The sequence below is a fragment of the Trabulsiella odontotermitis genome, from assembly GCF_001297775.1.
Taxonomy (GTDB): Bacteria; Pseudomonadota; Gammaproteobacteria; order Enterobacterales; family Enterobacteriaceae; genus Trabulsiella; species Trabulsiella odontotermitis.
Genome location: NZ_LIFX01000009.1, coordinates 128129 through 150515 on the forward strand (window position 1 = coordinate 128129; position 22387 = coordinate 150515).

The 22387-nt window shown below is 54.2% G+C and carries 20 protein-coding genes; 7 read left to right on the forward strand and 13 right to left on the reverse strand.

The window, feature by feature from the left end; genetic code table 11:
• Window positions 1-8: 8 nt before the first annotated feature.
• Both fdxH and fdnI read left to right on the forward strand, forming a co-directional pair.
• On the forward strand, window positions 9-893 hold the full coding sequence (gene fdxH, locus AOY23_RS13395) for a formate dehydrogenase subunit beta (protein WP_054180108.1): 885 nt from the start codon (window positions 9-11) through the stop codon (window positions 891-893).
• Window positions 886-1542, forward strand: coding sequence for a formate dehydrogenase-N subunit gamma (gene fdnI / locus AOY23_RS13400; RefSeq protein ID WP_054180109.1), 657 nt, complete (start codon window positions 886-888; stop codon window positions 1540-1542). Before fdxH ends, fdnI begins: the two co-directional genes overlap by 8 nt.
• A 54-nt stretch (window positions 1543-1596) precedes the next feature.
• Here fdnI and AOY23_RS13405 read toward each other — a convergent pair whose 3' ends face one another.
• From AOY23_RS13405 to sra, 4 genes are all read right to left on the reverse strand, one after another.
• Window positions 1597-2370, reverse strand: coding sequence for an ATP-grasp domain-containing protein (locus AOY23_RS13405; RefSeq protein WP_054180110.1), 774 nt, complete (start codon window positions 2368-2370; stop codon window positions 1597-1599).
• Window positions 2371-2561: 191 nt separating this feature from the next.
• The gene (locus AOY23_RS13410; protein WP_054180111.1) at window positions 2562-4265 is read right to left on the reverse strand and encodes an ABC-F family ATP-binding cassette domain-containing protein; all 1704 of its coding nucleotides are present in this window, start codon (window positions 4263-4265) and stop codon (window positions 2562-2564) included.
• 300 nt (window positions 4266-4565) lie between these two features.
• Complete coding sequence (locus tag AOY23_RS13415) at window positions 4566-6263, reverse strand: NAD-dependent malic enzyme (protein WP_054180112.1); 1698 nt, start codon at window positions 6261-6263, stop codon at window positions 4566-4568.
• 174 nt (window positions 6264-6437) lie between these two features.
• Entirely contained in the window at window positions 6438-6578 is a 141-nt protein-coding gene (sra, locus tag AOY23_RS13420) for a stationary-phase-induced ribosome-associated protein (protein ID WP_054180113.1), read from the reverse strand.
• Between the two features lie 249 nt (window positions 6579-6827).
• On the opposite strand from sra, the gene AOY23_RS13425 reads away from it, so the two are divergent.
• Both AOY23_RS13425 and AOY23_RS13430 read left to right on the forward strand, forming a co-directional pair.
• Window positions 6828-7877 carry an NAD(P)-dependent alcohol dehydrogenase gene (locus tag AOY23_RS13425; RefSeq protein WP_054180114.1) on the forward strand — a complete coding sequence of 350 codons (1050 nt, stop codon included), beginning with the start codon at window positions 6828-6830 and terminating at the stop codon, window positions 7875-7877.
• A gap of 181 nt (window positions 7878-8058) precedes the next feature.
• On the forward strand, window positions 8059-9318 hold the full coding sequence (locus tag AOY23_RS13430; RefSeq protein ID WP_054180115.1) for an MFS transporter: 1260 nt from the start codon (window positions 8059-8061) through the stop codon (window positions 9316-9318).
• Here AOY23_RS13430 and cho read toward each other — a convergent pair.
• The 3 genes from cho to bdcA all read right to left on the reverse strand — a co-directional run bounded on the left by cho (window position 9315) and on the right by bdcA (window position 12472).
• A complete protein-coding gene (gene cho / locus AOY23_RS13435; RefSeq protein ID WP_054180116.1) occupies window positions 9315-10175 on the reverse strand; it encodes an excinuclease Cho in 861 nt (286 codons plus the stop codon). The genes AOY23_RS13430 and cho overlap by 4 nt on opposite strands.
• Before the next feature lie 64 nt (window positions 10176-10239).
• Complete coding sequence (locus AOY23_RS13440) at window positions 10240-11604, reverse strand: cytochrome P450 (RefSeq protein WP_054180117.1); 1365 nt, start codon at window positions 11602-11604, stop codon at window positions 10240-10242.
• 154 nt (window positions 11605-11758) lie between these two features.
• Entirely contained in the window at window positions 11759-12472 is a 714-nt protein-coding gene (bdcA, locus tag AOY23_RS13445) for an SDR family oxidoreductase (protein ID WP_054180118.1), read from the reverse strand.
• Window positions 12473-12549: 77 nt separating this feature from the next.
• On the opposite strand from bdcA, the gene AOY23_RS13450 reads away from it, so the two are divergent.
• Entirely contained in the window at window positions 12550-13140 is a 591-nt protein-coding gene (locus AOY23_RS13450; RefSeq protein ID WP_054180119.1) for a TetR/AcrR family transcriptional regulator, read from the forward strand.
• Window positions 13141-13153: 13 nt separating this feature from the next.
• Here AOY23_RS13450 and AOY23_RS13455 read toward each other — a convergent pair whose 3' ends face one another.
• The 5 genes from AOY23_RS13455 to AOY23_RS13475 form a co-directional block, all read right to left on the reverse strand.
• Window positions 13154-14230, reverse strand: coding sequence for an ABC transporter ATP-binding protein (locus AOY23_RS13455; RefSeq protein ID WP_054180120.1), 1077 nt, complete (start codon window positions 14228-14230; stop codon window positions 13154-13156).
• On the reverse strand, window positions 14223-15992 hold the full coding sequence (locus AOY23_RS13460) for an ABC transporter permease (RefSeq protein ID WP_054180121.1): 1770 nt from the start codon (window positions 15990-15992) through the stop codon (window positions 14223-14225). The genes AOY23_RS13455 and AOY23_RS13460 overlap by 8 nt, the downstream gene beginning before the upstream one ends.
• A gap of 89 nt (window positions 15993-16081) precedes the next feature.
• On the reverse strand, window positions 16082-17170 hold the full coding sequence (locus tag AOY23_RS13465) for an ABC transporter substrate-binding protein (RefSeq protein ID WP_054180122.1): 1089 nt from the start codon (window positions 17168-17170) through the stop codon (window positions 16082-16084).
• Window positions 17171-17327: 157 nt separating this feature from the next.
• Window positions 17328-18029 carry a response regulator gene (locus AOY23_RS13470; protein WP_054180123.1) on the reverse strand — a complete coding sequence of 234 codons (702 nt, stop codon included), beginning with the start codon at window positions 18027-18029 and terminating at the stop codon, window positions 17328-17330.
• Window positions 18030-18032: 3 nt separating this feature from the next.
• Window positions 18033-19658: an ATP-binding protein gene (locus AOY23_RS13475; RefSeq protein ID WP_054180124.1), complete on the reverse strand. Its 1626-nt coding sequence runs from the start codon at window positions 19656-19658 to the stop codon at window positions 18033-18035.
• 187 nt (window positions 19659-19845) lie between these two features.
• On the opposite strand from AOY23_RS13475, the gene AOY23_RS23145 reads away from it, so the two are divergent.
• Both AOY23_RS23145 and AOY23_RS13485 read left to right on the forward strand, forming a co-directional pair.
• The gene (locus AOY23_RS23145; protein ID WP_054180125.1) at window positions 19846-20034 is read left to right on the forward strand and encodes a hypothetical protein; all 189 of its coding nucleotides are present in this window, start codon (window positions 19846-19848) and stop codon (window positions 20032-20034) included.
• Window positions 20035-20345: 311 nt separating this feature from the next.
• Window positions 20346-20720 (forward strand): VOC family protein, encoded by a 375-nt coding sequence (locus AOY23_RS13485; RefSeq protein ID WP_054180126.1) that lies wholly within the window; start codon window positions 20346-20348, stop codon window positions 20718-20720.
• A gap of 148 nt (window positions 20721-20868) precedes the next feature.
• Here the strand turns inward: AOY23_RS13485 and AOY23_RS13490 are convergent, their stop codons facing one another.
• A complete protein-coding gene (locus AOY23_RS13490) occupies window positions 20869-22320 on the reverse strand; it encodes a tagaturonate reductase (protein ID WP_054180127.1) in 1452 nt (483 codons plus the stop codon).
• Between the last annotated feature and the right edge of the window lie 67 nt (window positions 22321-22387).

The following is a 22387-nucleotide window of genomic DNA, read 5'->3' on the forward strand; positions in this document are numbered from 1 at the left end:
GCGTATTTATGTCAATGGAAACACAGGACATTCTCAAGCGCTCCGCCACCAATCCCATCACGCCCGCGCCGCGTGCGCGTGATTACAAAGAGGAAGTGGCGAAGCTTATCGATGTCTCCTCCTGCGTAGGCTGTAAAGCCTGCCAGGTGGCCTGCTCTGAGTGGAACGATATTCGCGATGAGGTAGGGCACTGCGTCGGCGTGTACGACAATCCCGCCGATCTGAGCGCCAAATCCTGGACGGTGATGCGTTTTAGCGAAACCGAACAGAACGGCAAGCTGGAGTGGCTGATCCGCAAAGATGGCTGTATGCATTGTGAGGATCCGGGCTGCCTGAAAGCCTGCCCGTCCGCGGGGGCTATCATTCAGTACGCTAACGGGATCGTCGATTTCCAGCAGGAAAACTGCATCGGCTGCGGCTACTGCATCGCGGGCTGCCCGTTCAATGTTCCGCGTCTCAATAAAGAGGACAACCGCGTCTACAAATGTACGCTCTGTGTCGATCGCGTCAGCGTCGGCCAGGAGCCGGCATGCGTGAAAACCTGTCCGACGGGTGCCATTCACTTTGGCACCAAAAAAGAGATGCTGGAGGTGGCGCAGGCGCGGGTCGATAAGCTGAAAGCGCGCGGTTATCCGCAGGCGGGGATCTACAACCCGGAAGGCGTTGGCGGTACGCACGTCATGTACGTTCTGCATCATGCCGACGAACCTGAGCTGTACCACAACCTGCCAAAAGAACCGAACATTGATACCAGCATCAATTTGTGGAAAGGGGCGCTGAAACCGCTAGCGGCGGCAGGGTTTATCGCGACCTTCGCCGGGCTGATTTATCACTACATCGGTATTGGTCCTAACAAGGAAGTGGACGACGACGAGGAAGGCCATGATGAATAAATCGAAAATGATTGTGCGGACAAAATTCATTGACCGCGCCTGTCACTGGACGGTGGTCATCTGCTTCTTTCTGGTTTCGCTGTCGGGGATTTCGTTTTTCTTTCCGACCCTGCAATGGCTGACGGAAACCTTCGGGACGCCGCAGATGGGGCGCATTCTGCATCCTTTTTTCGGCGTGGTGATCTTCTTCGCACTGATGTTTATGTTTGTGCGTTTCGTTCGTCACAATATCCCTGACAAAAAGGATATTCCGTGGCTGAAAGGGATAGTCGAAGTCCTGAAAGGCAACGAGCATAAAGTGGCCGATGTCGGCAAATACAATGCCGGGCAAAAGATGATGTTCTGGTCGATCATGAGCATGATTTTCGTGCTGCTGGTCACCGGTATTATTATCTGGCGTCCGTACTTTGCCGACTATTTCCCGATGCAGGTGATTCGCTACAGCCTGCTGCTTCATGCGACCTCGGCCATTATTTTAATCCACGCCATTCTGATCCACGTTTATATGGCGTTCTGGGTGAAAGGGTCCATTAAAGGCATGATCGAAGGGAAGGTGAGTCGCCGCTGGGCGAAGAAACATCACCCGCGCTGGTATCGCGACGTCGAGAAAATGGAAGCGAAAAAGGAGAGCACAGAAGGGATTAAATAACACCTGTGCTGATGAAATCCCCGCGCTCTTAACGGAGGCGGGGATTTTTGCTGTTTAGCGAAATATCGCGACAAATTTTTCGACATTCCACTCTTTGACGTCAGATACCTGTCCATCGCCAATCTCAACCAGTCGCAATTCACCGTCGGTATTCATCACCACGTCAATCGAGTAAAACGGCGTATCCACACAGTGGGCGATGGCGGCAACCTGTTCAGGGACCTGGTCGTCAGCGGAAAACACATGACCGTTAAGCACAAAATACCGGCGTTCTGTATCGTTGACGAAGTGCTCGAAACGACGCAGGCTGACACCGCCTTCAAGGGTGCCACGGTAGTGCGCAATCAGCTTCAGTACCTCGCGGATCTCTTCTGCGTTGTGAGCCACTGATCCGCGGGACGTAGTCAGCGATTTTACGTAATCCTTCACAAAATAGGCAGGCCACTGCAACTGGCCGGTCAGCGCGTCAAAATCGGCCTCTGGCGTCGTCAGCACAGTTTCCGGGGTGAAGGCTTTGCAGCGATCATACCAGCCGTTAATGTGATGGTTGCGCAAATACTGCTCTGTCGATTCGAGCATCTTTCCGCCGCGCGCCTCCACGGCACGAGCCAGCTGGCGATATTCAACCTCACTGAGCATCCATCCGCGCCAGATAACGGGAACATCAGGTTCAATCGCGCCGGAGAATTTGTACTTACCCACGGCGGCCGCTTCGGAAGCCAACAACAGGCAGGTTATGCCGCGTTGTTGGGCACAAAAATACTCCTGCGCGAAGGTTTCGTCCGGTCTGGCCTGACTGGAATAATCATCGGGATAAATAATTTGCATACCTTGCTCCTTAGAATAGTAAGTCCTTTCGCTGACGCTATCACCGTGTCAGTTTGGGTTAAATAAACCCATCCGAAGTGTGGATACAGGATGCGGCTGTTGCAACAGCGCGTTATCAGGTAACCGATGAGGCTCGCAAAATTCCGATCGTCAGGTAACAAAAAGGCGGCGACTCGCGCCGCCGCCATGGCTTACAGTTTCGCGTTAAGCCGCGCAATCTCGCGTCGCCATTGCGCTTGCAGCGCGGGTTTTTGATGTTTCGGCTTGCGCGCCAGATCCTCCGCCAGGCGGGTTTCCAGCTCGATAAGCCGTTCCAGCAGATGCTCTTCCTGCGTCGGTACTACGGCAGGTTCAGGCTTAGCGATGGCGTCGCTCACCGCTGCTGTTGTTCGCAGTTGCTCTGCTACCGCTTCCAGGTCGTGCCACTCGCTAAGCGTGCCGTTATCAATCAGCCAGAAACGGTTGCAGCTTTCGCTAATCAGTTTCCGGTCATGACTGACCAGCAGCACGCCACCCGCGTAATCTCGCAAGGTCTCCGCCAGCGCTTCTTTGCCCTCCATATCCAGGTGGTTGGTTGGCTCATCCAGCATCAGCAGGCTGTAGCGCGCCAGCGACAGGCCGACGAACAGCAGACGCGATCGCTCGCCGCCGCTCAGCGTACTGACATTCTGACCGTGCTGTGCCCAGGGAAAACCGGCACTGATCAGCGCTTTCTTGCGTACCTCGGCGGCCGGGGCGAACGGCTCCAGCGCCTCCAGCAGCGTGGCGTTATCCGGCAACTGATGCAGCGTCTGGTCGTAATAACCTGGGCTGACGCGGGGATGAAGCTTTATCTGTGCGTTCTGAACGCCCTGATAGTGCTGCCAGATCTGCCTGAGTAGCGTTGATTTTCCGCAACCGTTGCGACCCATAATAGCCACCCGATCACCGCTTTTCAGGCGGGCGAGCGGGGCGGTGAACAGCGGCGGCACGCCGGGCGCCGGAGAGACGCTCAACGCTTCCATTTCCAGCAGACGGTCAGCGCGAAGCGCGTCACCATGCAGTTGCAACTGCCAGTGGCTACCGGCAGTGACCTCCGTCTGGTTCTCCTTCAGCCGTTCAATCTGCTTTTCCATCTGTTTGGCTTTCCGTGACAGGTCTTCGTTGTCGTATGTGCGCCCCCATATCGCCAGCCGTTTCGCGCTGGTGGTGATGCGCTCAATCTCCTTTTGTTCAGCTTTGAAACGCAGCGCATCGCTCTCATCCTGCGCGGCTCGCGCTTCTCGTGCTGCTGTACATGGCAGGGTAAAGCTGTAGAGCGTGTTATCGCGCAGGAGTAAAGTTCCATTAGTTACAACATCCAATAACTGGCTATCATGGGAGACCAGTATGAAGCTTCCATGCCAGTTTTTAAGGAAGCTTTCCAGCCATAACAGGGTCGGAAGATCGAGGTGGTTACTGGGTTCGTCCAGCAACAACAGATCGGGCTGGAGGATTAATGCCCGGGCTAACAACAGCCGGGTATGCTGGCCGCCACTGAGCGTGGCCGATTGCAACCGGATATCCGCGTCGCTGAACCCCATTTCTGCCAGCAACGCATCGGCGCGCCAGCCCTGGTTTTCGCGTTCGCCGGGCGGCAGTTGCGTCAGAACGGCATCACGCATCGTCAGCGGGTAAATTTCAGCGGGAAGGTGCTGCTCAACGCGGGCCAGCAGACAATGATTTGCCCGTGAAACGCTGCCCGAGGTGGGTGAGAGAGTACCGTCCAGCACCTTTAACAGCGTGCTTTTGCCGCAGCCATTGTAGCCAATTAAGCCGAGGCGATCGCCTTTTTTCAGCGTGAAAGAGATGTCAGAAAACAGCGGACCGAACGCGGTGTCCACGTGGAGAGATTGTACAGTCAGTAATGTGCTCATTGCTTACTCAAGAGTTACAGGTACAGTCGTACCTCGTCATACATCGCTGACGATAACCCGGTAAGCCCGAGGGAAGGGTTTAAGACAGTGTTTCTTCGCTCAAGCCGAAGTTATCGCAGCACGAAACCGATAACGCTTGAGCTGGCACGATCGCCAAATGCACGTGAAACAATAAGATGTTCACAGTACAGCATGGGGATCCTCCTTTTTTATTCAGTAAGTTGACGGGTGAAAGGAGTGTAGCGGGGAAAAGCGCGCTTGACCAGCCCGGCAGACCGCGCTGCCGGGAGGAAAGGGGGATTAAATGGAGGTTCTGCGGTAGCTGCGGTATTCCGGTAACCAGAAGTTATCGTCAATCGCCTGATGCAGTGCTTCGGCGGACGTTTTCACCGCCACACCCTGTTGCTGCGCCATTTTACCCACGGCGAAGGCGATAGCCCGGGAAACGTCTTTGATCTCTTTCAGTGGCGGCAGCACCATCCCTTCGCCATTATTGACCAGCGGCGAGTACTCGGCCAGCGTTTCACTGGCGGCCATCAGCATTTCATCGGTAATGCGTGATGCGCCGGAGGCGATGACGCCAAGACCGATACCGGGGAAAATATAGGCGTTGTTGCACTGGGCGATGGGGTAAATTTTATCTTTCCACACCACCGGGGCAAACGGGCTGCCGGTCGCCACCAGGGCGTTGCCTTCCGTCCAGGCGATAATATCCTGCGGCGTCGCTTCCACGCGTGACGTGGGGTTTGACAGCGGCATAACGATAGGGCGCGGGCAATGCTTATGCATTTCACGGATGATCTCTTCCGAGAACAGCCCAATCTGGCCCGATACGCCAATCAGAATATCCGGTTTAACGTTACGCACCACGTCAAGTAGCGACAGGGCGTCGTTTGCCGTGTCCCAGCAACTCAGATTTTCGCGTTTCTGCACCAGTTTTGTCTGGAACGACAGCAAGTTTGGCATCTGATCGGTCAGCAACCCGAAGCGGTCGACCATAAAGACGCGCTGGCGAGCCTGCTCCTCACTGAGTCCTTCGCGCTGGATCTGCGCCACAATTTGCTCGGCGATACCGCAACCCGCGGATCCTGCGCCGAGAAAAACAATCTTTTGCTCGCTTAACTGGCTGCCAGCCGCGCGACTGGCGGCGATCAGCGTGCCAACGGTCACCGCCGCAGTGCCCTGAATATCGTCGTTAAACGAACAGATTTCGTCGCGATAGCGGGTCAGCACCGGCATGGCGTTGTTCTGTGCGAAATCTTCAAACTGCAACAGCACATCAGGCCAGCGATGTTTGACGGCCTGAATGAAATCATCAACGAACTGGTAATACTCTTCGCCGGTAATGCGCGGATGACGCCAGCCCATATACAGCGGATCATTCAGCAATTGCTGATTGTTGGTGCCGACATCCAGTACCACCGGCAGCGTATAGGCCGGGCTGATGCCACCGCAGGCGGTGTACAGCGACAGTTTGCCGATAGGAATGCCCATCCCGCCGATACCCTGATCGCCAAGGCCGAGGATGCGCTCGCCGTCGGTCACCACGATCACTTTGATATTGTGGTTAGGGACGTTTTGCAGAATGTCGTCCATGTACTGCCGGTTTTCGTAGGAGATGAACACCCCGCGCGCGCGGCGGTAGATCTCAGAGAAGCGTTCACAGGCAGCGCCCACCGTCGGGGTGTAGATCACCGGCATCATCTCTTCGAGATGGTTTTCGACCAGCCGGTAGAAAAGGGTTTCGTTGGTGTCCTGGATATTGCGCAGGTAAATATGTTTGTCGATTTCCGTCTTAAAGCCCTGATACTGGATCCAGGCGCGTTCTGCCTGCTCTTCGATGGATTCCACCACTTCAGGCAGCAGCCCAAGCAGGTTAAAACTGCGACGTTCTTCCATACTGAAAGCACTGCCTTTATTCAGCAGCGGAAATTCGAGCAGAACGGGGCCAGCGTAAGGGATATAAAGGGAACGGTTTTTTTTATGATTTAGTAACATCTCACTTCACTCCTTTGTCATCTTTCCAGTCCATGACAGGGTTTTGTAGGTACGACAGAAGCGCCAAAGTATAAATCAAATGTTAATGAAAAGGGTAAATCTGTATTTTTTACCCATAAAAAAACACCACCTTCAGCGGAAGATGGTGTTATGCGTCATCCTTTCAGCGAACGGTTACCCTTCGCGGCGTTTACGGCCGGTAGAGTGGGCGTGGTTGACCAGCGTTTCGTGATTGTCTTCGATAAGCACTTTTTTCTGATTCGAAAGCTTATAGTTCAAGCCGAGGATGTGACGTGCCTGACGGTTCGATTTCATTCTTACTCCTTAATCCTGTTCTGGTTTCAAGGACAAGCCCGGCGCTGCCGGACGAAATGTAACCCCATAGTGCATTGCAGCTATTTGATGCAGTAATGATAGTCGATCATCTCAACAGAAATAGCAAATTGCGCCACCGGCTTTAAGAACATTCACCTGCTGATTTCGCCTTTCTGCATTTGGCGTTATCATCGGGCGAGCATGCTTTGAGCCGTTACTCACCTTGTTATCATAATGAGGACGTTAACCATGAAAGTACTGGGTTATGCTGCACAAACACCGTCTGCGCCGCTGGCACCGTTTTTGTTCGACCGCCGTGCGCCGCGCTCTGATGATGTCACCATCGAAATTCTCTACTGTGGCGTTTGCCATTCTGATCTCCACCAGGCCCGCAATGACTGGGGTTTCAGCGAATATCCCATCGTGCCGGGCCATGAAATCGTCGGGCGGGTGACCGCTGTTGGTGACAGTGTCACTAAATTTAAGCCCGGCGATCTGGCGGCGATTGGCTGTATGGTCGATTCCTGCCGTGTCTGCGCACCCTGCAAAGAGGGGCTGGAGCAATATTGTGAAGAGGGTAATACGCAGACCTACAACGGCCGCGATCGCCACGACCACACGCAAACTTTCGGCGGCTACTCGCAAGTCATTCTCGCCAGTCAGGACTTCGTTCTGCATCTGCCAAAAGAGATGGATCTGAAGGGGGCGGCGCCGCTGCTGTGCGCCGGGATCACCACCTGGTCGCCGCTACGTCACTGGCAAATTGGCGCTGACAGTAAAGTCGCGGTGATTGGTCTTGGCGGGCTTGGTCATATGGCGCTGAAGCTGGCGCATGCGCTGGGCGCGGAGGTGACGCTGTTTACGCGCTCGCCAGGCAAAGAAGCGGATGCCCGTCGTCTCGGCGCGCACAACGTGGTGTTGTCAACGGACAATGCGCAGATGCAGTCCGTGCATAATCAGTTCGACCTGATTATCGACACCGTGCCCTATGAGCATGACATCAACCCGTATCTGCCGACGCTGACACGCGACGGCACGCTGGTTTTTGTTGGCCTGCTGGGCGACAGCCCGACCTTTAACACCATGCCGATGATCACCGGGCGCCGCAGCATTGCCGGTTCCTGTATTGGCGGTATCGCCGAAACACAGGAGATGCTCGATTTCTGCGGGGAACACGGCATTGTCTCGGACGTGGAAGTGATCAACATTCAGGATATCAATGCCGCGTATGAACGGCTGCTGAAGAGCGACGTGAAATACCGCTTTGTGATTGATATGGCGTCACTCTCCGCCGCGTAAACTCTGGTATCACTCTTTCGCCCGCGCTTGCGGGCGAATCAATTCCCTCTCAATTCCATGTCAATAATGTGACAAATCATGTGCAAAGCGGAAAGTGTTAACAAAATGTAATCATTAGCTTCGCGCTGACGTAAATTTACATGCTATATACAAAAAGATAACAACTGCCGGACATTATCTCATGTATACACCTTTCGACTGGAGCTCTAGACAACGGCACGTAGCGTTTGCCAGCTTTACCAGCTGGATGCTCGATGCCTTTGATTTCTTCATCCTTGTGTTTGTTTTAAGCGACCTCGCGGACTGGTTTCACGCCTCGGTCTCCGACGTTTCTATCGCCATAATGCTGACGCTGGCGGTGCGGCCGATCGGCGCATTGCTGTTTGGGCGACTGGCGGAAAAGTATGGTCGCCGTCCGATCCTGATGCTCAACATCCTGTTCTTCACCGTGTTTGAGCTGCTTTCCGCATGGTCACCAAGCTTTACCGCGTTTCTGGCGTTTCGCGTACTTTACGGCGTCGCGATGGGCGGGATCTGGGGTGTTGCGTCATCACTGGCGATGGAGACCATCCCTGACCGTTCGCGCGGGCTGATGTCCGGAATATTCCAGGCTGGCTACCCCTGTGGTTATCTGTTGGCGTCGATTATTTTCGGCCTGTTCTACAGCATGGTGGGCTGGCGCGGTATGTTCCTGATCGGCGCGCTGCCGATTGTGCTGCTGCCGTATATCTGGTTTAAAGTGCCGGAATCACCGGTGTGGCTGGCCGCCCGTGAGCGCAAAGAGAGTACCGCGCTGCTGCCGGTACTGCGCAGCCAGTGGAAATTGTGTCTGTATCTGGTGCTGGTGATGGCGTGCTTTAATTTCTTCAGCCACGGCACCCAGGATCTTTACCCGACGTTCCTGAAAGTTCAGCACGGGTTTGATCCGCACACGGTCAGCATTATCGCCATCGCCTATAACATCGCCGCGATGCTTGGCGGGATCCTTTTCGGTGCCATGTCGGAGCGGATAGGGCGCAAAAAAGCGATCATGATTGGCGCGTTTCTGGCGCTACCGGTGATCCCGCTGTGGGCGTTCTCCACCGGCTCGTTTAACATCGGTCTCGGCGCTTTCCTGATGCAGTTTGTGGTGCAGGGCGCGTGGGGCGTGGTGCCGACGTGGCTGAACGAACTGGTGCCGTCGAATGCGCGTGCCGTGCTGCCAGGTTTTGTCTATCAACTGGGTAACCTGCTGGCATCGGTCAACGCCACGTTGCAGGCGCGGATCGCGGAAACGCATGACGGTAATTATGGTCTGGCCATGGCACTGGTCGCGGGCGTTGTCGCCGTGTTGATCTGCGCGTTCGTCGCGTTTGGCCGCGAAACCCAGGGCGTGGTGATTTCAGGAGAAGGGCAACGCCGGGGAGCGGCAGGCGCGGTGCGTCACCAGCATCATCATTAAAGCGGGTGAAGGGTGAATGCCCCGCTGAGCATAGGGCGGCAAAGGATCTTGTAGCCGTCCTGATCGAACCCCGCGGGTAACTGCGTCAGCGTACTGGCCTGTGCCAGCGAATCGACAGCCCCCAGCCACAGCCAGTTATTAACGATATGAAACTGGGTCATGGTGTCGCCTTTTTCCTCCAGCGCCACGGCGCCCGCCCACGGCCAGCAAATCAGCTGAAGGTGCGCCATGGCCTCGCGAAGCCGTTGATTGTGCGCCGCGAGCGTTTCGCGGCCACAGCAGGCGCCTGCGCACCGGCCCAGCGACGAACGAAAACACGCCCGACCACGGTTTAACGGCTCCAGCCCCATTACGCTGTAGCAAAGCTTTTGTTCATCGGCGACCGATTTAAGCGCTTCCAGTGCGGCTCTGCGGTTCGCAAACAGGCCAAACAGGTTCTCTTTCAGGGCAAAATTGATTTCGTGCGCATAGACTACCTGCGGGCGATCGTCATTAAGCTGCAGCGAACAGAGCTGTTTGTTTCTTCTCAGCCGTTTGTTGAACAACGGCTGCATTTCTTTGATGAGCCTGGCTTCAAGCAACAGCGCGCCCAGTTCGCCTGCGGCAGGCTGCCAGCTGATGCGCCGGGCCTGCCGTAACATGGCCGCTTCATCAGGATTCCGCAGATGCGATAACACACGACTGCGGATATTGACACTCTTGCCGATGTAAAGCGGCATCGCGTCGCTTTCGCCGTGAAACAGGTATACGCCGGGCTGACCGGGCAGTTCATCGAGCCACGGACGCAGATGCTCGGGGTACTGGTAAATCGCCGCTGCTTCAAACTCAAGCCGCGGTGTGGAACTTCGCCTTGCCACGCTGACTCCTTATACTGATAATTTATCCAGTATACCCAGGAATTCAGCGCAAGGAAACGCAGCGTTAGCGCCTGATGATGGTGGCCCGGAAGTTTTGCGGCGCCATGGTGAAAGCAAACCGCTCCTGCACGGTTTCCGGCTCCTGCATCGGCACAATTTTGAATCTGCTGTAGATGGCATGCAGCGCCATTTTAATCTCCGTCAGCGCCAGGGAACGCCCGGGGCACATTCTGGCTCCGCCGCCAAACGGAAACAGTGCGCTTGTTGAGGCGCCTTCGCGTTTTATCCAGCGTGAGGGATCAAAAGTCTGCGGGTCAGAAAAGCTGGTGTCATCCAGAGTGCCTGCATGTAACGCCAGAAACAGCGGTGTTCCTTTAGTGACTTCAACGTCGCCGATCCGGGTATCCCGTACCGGCTCCAGATAAATCTGCGGCGCCACGGGTTTGAGTCGCATCGATTCCTTTATCACGGCATTCATCCACGGCAGGGACGGCAGCGGCCAGGGAAGCGGAGCGCCGTCATTGTATTGCTCAATCTCCTGAACCAGCGCCTGTTCCGCCTCCGGGCGACAACTGAGCAGATATGCCGTCCACGCCAGCGTGTTCGCCGTAGTATCTTCCCCGGCCAGGAGCAGTGTCAGCGCGTTGGCGACAATGTCCCGGTCGGTCAGCATCCGATGTTCCATTTGCTGAAACACCATGGCCTGCAAAAAATTCTCCGGCGTGGTGACGTCGCCGGCTGCAATGATCCGCCGTTGATCGTCAATTAACGTTGCAAGCGTGGCTTTGATCCGCCCCAGTCCTTCATCAAACGCTTTGTCTTCCGGACTGCGATACAGCCGCCAGAGCGGGAAGGGTGAGCGGCAGCGGCGGTGCAGAACAGGAAATACGGATTGCAGGGCAGACGATACCGGGTTGTCGCTGCTGCCTGTCAGGTTCATGTCTTTGCCGAAAGCCAGCATGGTGGTGATATCGGCGGTATAACGCCGGAATTCATCTGTCAGGAATACGCCCTGCGTCGCTGATGTTAATGAATCAAGCCGTTCGCTGAACCGGGCGGTGATGCTCTGCATATGCGGGTGAAACCGCGCGAGCTGTGCAGGTTGAAGTGCGCCCTCGACAATACGGCGACTGAATTTCCAGTTTTCGCCTTCGGAGGAGAAGACACCATTCATCCCCGCTTCCTCAAAAACCGCCTCAATGTTGCTGATACGCCTGAAGTCATGGGGCCGGGCTTTGAGTATCTCGCGAATGAGATCCACATCGGCAATGACCAGCGCTTTTTTCAGCCCGGCGCGCAGACGATACAGCGAGCCGTAGCGGTGCTGCCATTCCATCATTTGCCGGTGGATGTTTCCTTTCTTTAAATAGTGTACGTGGCCCAATAAGCCTTTTTCGGGGGGAGCAGGGAGCTGGCTTAGCTTTCGCATCGTTTATCTCCAGTAGCTTCAATGTTGTCGGTGAAAATGTTGTCGGTAAACATAACACCCGGCATTGAAGGGAGAGGAGCGCTTAGCGATAGGATTTTCTGATACTCAGCCACGCTGCAACGGCGCAGCATGGCTTTTTACACAGGCGGGAGAGTTACGCGCCAAACGCGCCATCGATGGTGTGCATCGCGCCGGTCACGAAAGAGGCCTCCGGCCCGGCAAGCCACGCCACCATTCCGGCGACTTCGTCCGGGGTTCCGTGCCGTTTTATCGCCATAAAGCTGTGCATCAGCTCTTTCATCGGGCCGTCTGCCGGGTTGGCATCAGTATCGATAGGACCGGGTTGCACGATGTTGATCGTTATCCCTCGCGGGCCAAAATCGCGTGCTAAGCCACGCGCCAGCCCCTGAAGCGCCGATTTGCTGACAGCATACGATGCCATTCCCGGGACGGGCATCCGATCGCCATTCACAGAACCAATAACGATAATGCGTCCGCCGTCTGGCATCTGACGGGCCGCCTCAACCGAAGCATGATAGGGCGCGTGGATATTAATACGGAACAGACGATCGACCGCGTCGATGTCCTGTTCCAGCGCATCACCAAAAATGGCAATGCCTGAGTTAACTACCAGAATATCCAGCGCTCCGGCGTCACGAACCAGTTTTATTACCGCGTCGCGATCGGCACTGTCCGCCTGGACAGCCGTGCTGCCGGTTTCTTTCGCCAGTTGTTCCGCTGCGTCATGCGACCCGGCATAACTGAAAACAACCGATGCGCCTTCGGCAGTAAAGCGTCGCACGATAGCTGCGCCAATACCGCGACTACCACCGATAACCAGAACAGATTTATTGTGAAAAGCAGCCATAGGAGTGTCCTTTGTGATATTGTAGTGGTGATTACAATATGTCGCAGTCGAACAGACTGTCAAGGAGTTATGTAGTAATGACTACAAAAAATAACCGCACGCCGGGGCGCCCCCGTAAATTTGATGCGGAGCAGGCAGTTGAAATTGCACAACATCTTTTTCATTCAAAAGGTTATGACGCACTGAGTGTGGCCGATCTGACAAAAGCATTCGGTATTAATCCGCCGAGTTTCTATGCCGCGTTCGGCAGCAAGCTCGGGTTATATGAGCGTGTGCTGGCGCGTTATTCCTGTACCGCCGCGATTCCGTTTGCGGTGCTTTTACGTGATGATCGCCCCGTCGCGCAGGGGCTTATCGGGGTATTAACAGAGGCCGCCCGGCGCTATGTTGCTGATCCGGTCGCGACCGGTTGCCTGGTTCTTGAGGGCACGCACAGTAATGATCAGCAGGCGCGTGAGGCCGCCTGTGATTTGCACAACGCGGCAGAAGCTCAGATTCGGGCTTTTATCGCCAGACGTTACCCGGACGATGCCGCCCGGATAACGGATTTTATGGTGACGATGATGGCGGGCCTTTCGATCAAGGCGCGGGCAGGGTATTCCCTGGAGCGTCTTCAGGAAACCGTGCGCCTGAGCGGCCTGGCGCTGGAACAGTTGCTTCCGGACTGAGACGTGAGGATGCTTATCCTTTTTTGGCGAAAACCCACACGTGTTTCTCAGGCAGCGAGAGGTGGCAATGCTGGGGATCGCGAACCTCGTGGCCATAGGCGCGGATCACTAAGTCATCGCCGCCTGACGGGCGGAACAGGTATTCCCACCGGTCGCCCAGATACATGCTGGTGAGCAACGGCAGTTCAAGCTGATTTTCTCCCGGGCCGTCCACTACCGCCACCCGCTCAACGCGGATCACCGCTGTGGCATCCTGACCGATTTGCACGCCTTCTGCCGCCTGGCCCCACAACGTCCAGCCGTTTCCCTCTATACGTGCTTTGCCATCGCGCATGTCGGTGATTTTGCCGTTCAGGCGATTGTTGCTGCCCATAAACTCTGCCGTAAACAATGTCTTTGGCGAGCCGTACATTTCCTGCGGCGTGCCTTGCTGCTCTATTTTGCCATTGTTGAGCAGCAGGATGCGGTCGGAAATGGACATCGCTTCATTCTGATCATGCGTCACCATCAACGCGGATAAACCCAATTTGATGATCAGTTCACGAAGGAATACGCGGGCTTCTTCACGCAGTTTGGCATCCAGGTTAGACAGCGGCTCATCAAGCAGGATCACCGGCGGGTTGTAAACCAGCGCCCGGCCAATCGCCACGCGCTGCTGCTGACCGCCGGAAAGCTGGTGCGGGTGACGTTTGCCAAGATGCCCAAGACCTAACTGATCCAGCACATCCTGAACCCGCTGGTTGATCTCGTTGGTGGCGACTTTGCGCAGTTTTAGCGGGTACGCCACGTTCTCAAAAACCGTTTTGTGCGGCCACAGCGCATAGGACTGAAATACCAGCCCCAGATTACGTTCTTCCGCCGGAATTTCGCTGCGGGGTGTGCCGTCATAGACTTTGTTTTTGCCAATAACAATCGACCCCTGAGTCGGTTTTTCCAGCCCCGCGACGGCGCGCAGCAGGGTGGTTTTACCGCTGCCGGAGGGCCCCAGCAGCGAGACCACTTCACCACGTTTCAGATCCATGGACACGCCTTTTAACACCGGGTTGTCGCCGTAAGTTAAATGCAGATTCTCGACCGCTAATTCAATCATGTAATTTGACTCCAAAACGAAGGGCAATACCCAGTCCGATCACGACCAGCAGGATGTTAATGAAGGAGAGCGCCGCCACGATATCAATGGCTCCGGCCGCCCACAGTGAAACCAGCATTGAACCAATGGTTTCCGTACCTGGTGAGAGCAGATAAACACCCGTTGAGTATTCGCGTTCAAAGATCAGGAACATCAGCAGCCACGACCCGATCAGACCATAGCGGGACAGCGGAATCGTGACGTGACGGGTGATTTGCCCGCGCGTTGCCCCTGTGCTGCGTGCCGCTTCTTCAAGCTCTGGCCCTACCTGCAACAGTGTTGATGAGATAAGCCTCAGCCCGTACGCCATCCACACCACGGTGTAAGCCAGCCAGACGCTGAAAATTGTGTTACGTAGCGAGCGCAACCAGACGATCAGGTTTTCGCGCATCCAGTCAGACCAGGCGAACTCAGAAAGCCAGCCGGATTTCAGCGAGTTATCGAGCCACATCGGCAGGAACAGGAAAACCCACAGAAACGCCAGCCCGGCGAGCAGACCAGGAACCGCACGCGGAACCAGCACGCTGTAATCGAGAAAACGCGTGATGTTGTCCGGTTTGCGGTGCATGGCAATGCCGACAAACAGATAACAGGTCACCGCCAGCGCACCACCAATCACGCCGATAGCCATTGAGTTGACGATGGCGCGCAGCAGGTTCGGTTGTGCCCAGATGGTGCGGAATGTGCTGAGAGAAAGCTCATCCCAAACTGAAACACCGACGCCCCAGTTAGAGATAAATGCGCGCAAAACCACGCCAAGCAGGGGAACGCCGATGGTGACGGTCAGCCAGAACACCACCACCGCACCGGCAACCCAGCGCCATTTCCCCAGCGGTAAGGCACGTGCTTGCGACGCTTTGCCTTTCACCGTCACGAAACGGTTAGCGGTGCGCATCAGCCGACGCTGTAACATCACCAGCGGGATGGTGATACAGATCAGTACCACGGCCACCGCTGCCATCAGGTGATAAGACGGGGTGCCGAGCTTGTTGGTGAGCTGGTACAGATAGGTCGCCAGCACCATGTTACCTTCCGGATCGCCGAGCACCAGCATCAGACCAAACACTTCCAGACCGAGAAAGAACAGCAGCACAATAGCGTAGAGGATCGACGGGCGTACCATCGGCAAACTGACGGACGTCATCACCTGTAAAGGGGAGGCGCCAGCCGTGCGCGCGGCCTCTTCAACATCAGAACCGACGCTGCGCAGCGCCGAGGAGATATAAAGATAGGCGTGCGGAACATGGGTCAGGCCAGCGATGACCACAATGCTCGACATGTCATAAATATTCCACGGCACAAAGCCGATCAGCGATTGCGCCCATAGCGATAAAAAGCCCACCGGCCCGGCCGCTACCACATAGCCAAACCCCAGCACCATCGGCGAAACAAAAATCGGCACCAGGATCAGAGGCTCAATCAGACGACGCCCTGGTAAATCGGTACGTACCATCAGAAACGCCAGCACGCCGCCGAGCGGTATGGCGATAATCACCAGCCCGAACGCGAGAATAAAACCACTTCTCAGCGCCTTATAAAAATCAGGATCGGTAAAAATGAAACCGAATGATTCCAGGCTCCATTCTTTTGCCGGTGAAAAGAAGGGGGCGGATAAGAAACTCTGGATCACGATAAACGACAAAGGAATGTAGATAACCAGCGCGGTTATCAACACCACAACGCCGCGCGGCAGACGTTGCCACTTTCTGTGTAATGTATTCATGGAGTATCCCTGGTACTGAAACCCGGAAAAACAAAATCAGGTCAGTGAAAAAGAGGCGCGACGGCACGCGTCGCGCTCAGGGCATCGCCTTATTTGGCGGCAGCTGTACGCCACTGTTTGATGTAATCCAGACGTTTTTTCGGCTGCAGGTACTCCAGCAGGCTTTCATCTACCGGGATCGGTTTCAGTGCGCTGCCCAGGACTTTTGTCAGACCGTCGATATCATTCTTGCCTTCGATATCGTTACGAATGGACGGAATATCCGCCTGACTGGCGAGAATGCTTTGTCCTTTTTCAGACAGAACATAGTCCAGCCACAGTTTTGCGGCGTTACTGTTTTGTGCCTGCTGACTGATGAAAGAGACGCGTGATAAGACCAGGGTATAATCTTTCGGGTAGGAAATCCCCAGTGACGGATCGTTCTTCGCGCGCGCTTCGGCGTAAGATCCCAGGATGTTAAAGCCAATCAGGTTTTCACCCGATGAAACCCTTTCCATCATGGTGCCGGTAGATGACTGCACCGCTAAGCCGCCTTTGGCGACGTCAGCCAGCGTTTTGAAATAGTTGGGATCAGCTTTGTAATCCTGCACGGAAAGCATAAAGCCAAGACCTGACTTTTCGATGTCATAGGTGGTGACTTTGCTCTTGAATTTGTCCGTCTGGCTGGCGATAAGTTTTGCCAGCGCCGCGTGTGAATCGGGCACATCACCGGCCGGGATCAGCCGTTTGTTGTAGATGAATACCACCGGCTCGTAGGTGGTGCCGTAAGCCTTATCACTCCAGACCGCCCATTTTGGCAACTGGCTTTGCTCAGGAGATTTGTATTCCATGGCATAGTCCGTGGCGAGTTTCAGCGCGGTATCCATGGACGAGCTCCAGACCACATCGCCGCTACCGCCGCCGGAGGCCTGTTCGCTGATAAAACGGTTGTACAGCTCGGTGCTGTTCATGTCGTTGTATTCAACTTTAATGCCCGGATAAGCCTTTTCAAAGCCCGCGATCAGCGGCCCGGCAGCTTTGGTATCGGTGGTGGAATAGATAACCACTTTGCCTTCTTTGGTCGCGGCATCCACGACTTTTTGATACTCAGCAGGGTAGCCCTGCGGTAACGCAGACAGTGCGGAAGATGAGATCAGTACGGTTGCGGTAAGCAGAGAAATTCGGAATGTGTTCGACATTATAGTTAACCTTTTAGTTACATTTAATGAACTAATCGTCAACATAGCCTATAGAATTGAGCAGGCAATAGGAGGAAGATGATCCAGCCCTTGAAGTGTGATTTTCGGCGTTGTTTAGGCAATTAACACCATTAAATCCGCGAAAATGAGCAATCGATCAGAGCTTGTCCGGCACTTTGCGATACAGCCTCCTCGGGTGGCCAATATTACCGTACAGCATTTCGATGCTGACAAATCCGCTTTCCACGCAATATTCGAGGTACCGGCGCCCGGTTGTTTTGCTGATCCCGACGTTTTCCACAACCTGTTCCACGGACATATTGCTCTCCGGATTATCCGCGAAAAATCGCTTAATGCGTTCCAGCGTATTAGGCTCAATTCCTTTGGTGGACGGAGGGTGAGGGGATTCAGCGGCAGGCAGATTAAACAGGCGATCCAGCGCATGCTGATCGACCACTTTGACTTTCTGTACGGTATGGATAAAACGCATAAACCGCTCCAGCGAGGCATGCAGGCGCTGGAAAAAGACCGGTTTGATCAGATAGTCAAACGCGCCGCTACGCATCGCATGGCTACAGGTTTGCATGTCGCTGGCGGCCGTGATGAAGATGACCGAACACTCAACGCTTTTCAGCAGCGGGCTGTCGATGAGCTCGACGCCTTTACCATCCGGGAGATAGTTGTCGAGAAGGATCAGCCGTGGGCGATGCTCACGGATCAGGCTATGCGCCTGTTCAATCGACGCGGCAATACCAACAACACGTAAATGAAAATTCTGTTCGATATACTCACGATGCAGTTCCGCGAGGTGGGGTTCATCCTCGACAATAACCACATTCAGTGCGCGGGTCGTCGTCATGTTTTAATCCTGCCGATAGGGAATAAACACTGAAAAAATAGTGCCTTGTGGGTTGTTATCGGTGATTTCTATATTGCCGCCAGCCTTATCAATATATCCTGCCACCAGAAACAGACCGATACCGTGCTCTGCACCGATGATTTCGTTACCGTTTTCAGGTTTACTGCTGAATCCCTGCCTGAAGATATGAGGCTTCATGGCGTCATCCACGCCGCAGCCCCGATCGGCCACTTCGATCAACAGCTCCTGGTTTCTGTCAGAAATATAGAGTTCGACGGGGTCGGTGGCAGCGGCTTTGAGGGTGGCATCAACCGCGTTATCCAGCAGATTACCGATGATGGACATCAGTTCCGTTTCGTTGATCGTGGCGGGCATCCGGGTGAGATGACACGCGGGATCAAACTGCAGTTCAATGCCTTTCTCCCGCGCGCTGACATACTTGCCCAAAAGCAGTCCGCACAAGGCCGGGGAGGCGAAATGAGCAGAGACGAAATCCAGCACTTTCTGTGCGCCTTCCGACTGCACCTGGATATAGCGTATCGCTTCGTCATAGTGTTTCATCTGCAACAGCCCGACCAGCGTCGCGGTCCAGTTCAGCTGTTCATGACGCATCATGCGTAAGTTATCCGCGTAGCGTTTGATCTGACTCAGCTGGCTACTGAGCGTGTTAATGTCATTTTTGTCGCGGAAACTATAGACCCAGCCGCTTTCAACACCGGGCTCGACCTCTATCGCCACGCGGTTAACAATCACTTCCCGCTGGTTAAGCACGGCAATCTGGTCATGGCTGCCGCTGCTTACCGACGCAAAACGCTGTGATAAAAAGCCTGGTGCCGTTTGCAGAACCGCTTCCAGAGGTTTACCGATAAGTTCTTTCTCACTTTGACGAATATCCAGCAACTCTCTGGCGGCACGGTTAATTAAAATCAGCCGCTTTTCATCGTTAACGGCAAATACGCCTTCATACATCGCCTCAAGCAATGCTTTTTGTTGCAGAACCAACTGAGCGATATCTTTCGGTTCGAGCCGGAACATCTGCTTTTTGAGGTTGCGGGTGAACAGCCAGGAAAAAATAAACAGCGACAGCAGAAGGGCGATGCCATACAGCCCGGACTGCCAAAGGATGCGGGCATTGACATTGGCAATATACGACGTCAGATAACCGACCGAGACAATCCCGATCACCTGATGCTGTGCATTAAAAATGGGCGCCTTGCTGCGTAATGAAACCCCAATTCCGCCTTTACGAACGGAAATGATAGTTTTACCCTTCAACACCTCGGCATTATCCCCACCAATCATCGGTAAATTAAGGCGTTCCGGTGATTCCGAGTGATACAGATGCTGCTCGTGGGTATCGCCGATAACAACATAACTGGCATCACTCTCATTACGCAGAGGCTGAATTAAACGGGCGATGGCGGGGATGTCTCTGGCGGCAACTTTTTCCGCAAGCCCTGGCATCAATGCTATTTGACTTGCCTGAACGCGGGCGCGTTGGCCAAGGTCGTGATGAAGTTGTCGGTCAATGAAATGAAACAGGATCACCCCAAGCAGGGCTAACAGCAGGCAGGAAAAGAACACCAGCGCCAGAAAAAGTTTTACCTGAAAAGAGAGTCTGCGTTTCATATGACCTGTGACAGGACAGAAGGAAAAACATCTGTGCAGACTAGCATGTGTAAATGGATGGTGTGATTTGTTAAGGAGAAGTTGTGAGCTGGAGCGGTGTAAAATTATTTGAGCGGGGTGAGGCGTTTAAAGCACAATGGGGCTCAGATAGTGAAATTGCAGACATCATTACCAGGATGGTTCGATAATGATGAATCTCATTAAAAGATTTTTCAGGCGGATGTTCAGGTCATTGATTTCGTATTATGGCCCGGCCGTACTGACAATAATGTTTGCTTTGGTTCAGGGGGTGTTATTTCCAGATAGCCCAATCTGGCTTATCCCCGTGTTCTTCGTGTTTGTGATCGTTATTTTTTATCGATATGTGGAATGGTAAGCTTCAAAAGCTATCACATTGAAGTAAAGGCGAAGACCAGCAGGTAAAGCAGGCAAGGGTTGCAAGGGTTATGAGTTGGTAAGCATTACAGTCAATTTAACATAATATTCATTATGCGTACCAACATAGAATCAGGCGGAATCCAGCGTTTTGCGGACCTGATTTGCCCTGGTCGACATGGGTTGTTTTTTTGTTCTATTCACTGCGGCCGTCGTGTCCTCGTCGAAAACTAACTGCAAATCACCCGGTACCTGCATCGAACTCCGTTTTTGCTAAACTCTATCCTTTACACATTCGGATCCGGAGATGCTATGTTCGACCACGTTAAGTTCGGCGTCAGCGATTTTGAAGCCAGCAAGACATTCTACCTCAATGCACTCGAACCTCTTGGCATCAGGCTGGTTTCTGAAGGCACACCCGATTACGGCGTTGAACTTAGCACGGATGACAAATCGTCGTTGTGTCTGTTCCTGTCTGATGAAAAACCCGCACACCTGCATATTGCGTTTGTCGCCGACACTCGACAGCAAGTTGATGCGTTTTACCATCAGGCGCTCGACGCTGGCGGTAAAGATAATGGCGCTCCGGGTTTACGTTCGCATTATCACGCGAATTACTACGCCGCCTTCGTTATTGATCCCGATGGACACAATATTGAGGTCGTCTGCCATCAACCTGCGCCCTGACCTTCTTTAACCTGATTGTCAGTTCACCCAATTAATCATCTCGTGTCCAGCAACAACATCCTCTCTGTGTTTTATCATCAGCTCGTATCCTTTCCAATAAAAAAGCGGAGAATACCAATATATCCTCCGCTTAAATAATTAAACTACCTTAGCACAGCGGCTGAACGGCGTTGCGCATGCCTTTTGTCAGGATGGTATCCAGGTCATGTGTCACCTGCTCTGCCAGCCCGGAAACGGTGCTGAGATCCTGTTCCCAGTGGGATGCCACTGACAGGACGCTGTCGACCAGTTGACGAGTGGTGATCTGATGATCGCGATGTTGCGCCCACAGCAGCTGGTAACGCTCAATCCACTCTGCATCGTCCTGCACCGGATACGTTTCTCCGCCACGTTCCGCACGGTAAAACGCGATCAATGCCGCCAGCGCAAAAGTCAGACGCGGCGGCAGTTTGCCGTTGGTTTTCTGGCCTGCCAGCAACTGAGGCAGAATGCGGGTGCGGAATTTGGTCATCCCGTTCAGGGCGATCGATAACAGCTGATGTTTGATGTACGGGTTACGGAAACGGCCGGTGACCGCACTGGCAAAAGATTCCAGCTCATTACGCGGCAAATCCAGTACCGGAATAATCTCTTCGTGAATCGCTTTCTCAACAAAAGCGCAGATTTCCGCATCGCTCATCGCTTCGCCGACAGTATTCAGCCCGGCCTGGAATGCCACCGGCACCAGTGCGGTATGCGCACCGTTGAGGATCGCGACTTTGCGTTCTTTATACGGCTTGATGTCGTCAACGATCAGTACGTTCAGTGGATATTTGTCCAGGTGCAGTTCAGCGGCCAGTGATTTTGGCCCCTGGATCACAAACAGGTAGAAGTGTTCCGCTGTGTCGAGGAAGCTGTCTTTATATCCCAGTCCGGCCTCGATGCTGGCCGCTTCATCACGCGGATAACCGGTCACAATGCGGTCAACCAGTGTTGAGCAGAAATGGTTGGCGCTGTTGAGCCATGCCACAAACGCCTGCGGCAGCGCCCATTCCTGTGCATAGTGCAGCACCAGCTCGCGCAACGCATCACCATTATAATCAATCAGTTCGCACGGAATAATCATCCAGCCTTTATCCTGTGCGCCGTTGAAATGGGTGAAACGCTCGAACAAGAGACGGGTCAGTTTCGCCGGGTAACTCACCGCTGGCGCATCATCAAACTTATCCCCTTCGTGATAGCTGATGCCGGCCTCGGTGGTATTAGAAAAGACAAAGCGCATCTCCGGGTTATGCGCCAGTTTCAGGAACTCCTGATAGTGTGAATAAACGCTGATTTCGCGACTGACCGAACGGATCAACCGGGCTTCGCTGACTGCCTCGCCCTTCTCATTCAGACCGCGAATGATGGTGGTATACAGGCCATCCTGCGTGCTGAGCGATGGCGGGAAATCGCTGCCGATCGGGCGAACCACCACCACACCTGAATTCAGACCGGTATGTTCGTTCAGCAGATCGATCTGCCAGTCGATGAAGGCGCGTAAGAAGTTGCCTTCACCGAACTGGATGATGCGCTCAGGGTACTGCGCGCCCGGAAAATCACGGCGGTTTAACGTTTTCACTATGGGTTCCCTCGGTTATTGGTAATACAACCTGTGTTATTGGTCTAATAACTTATCAGATTTATAA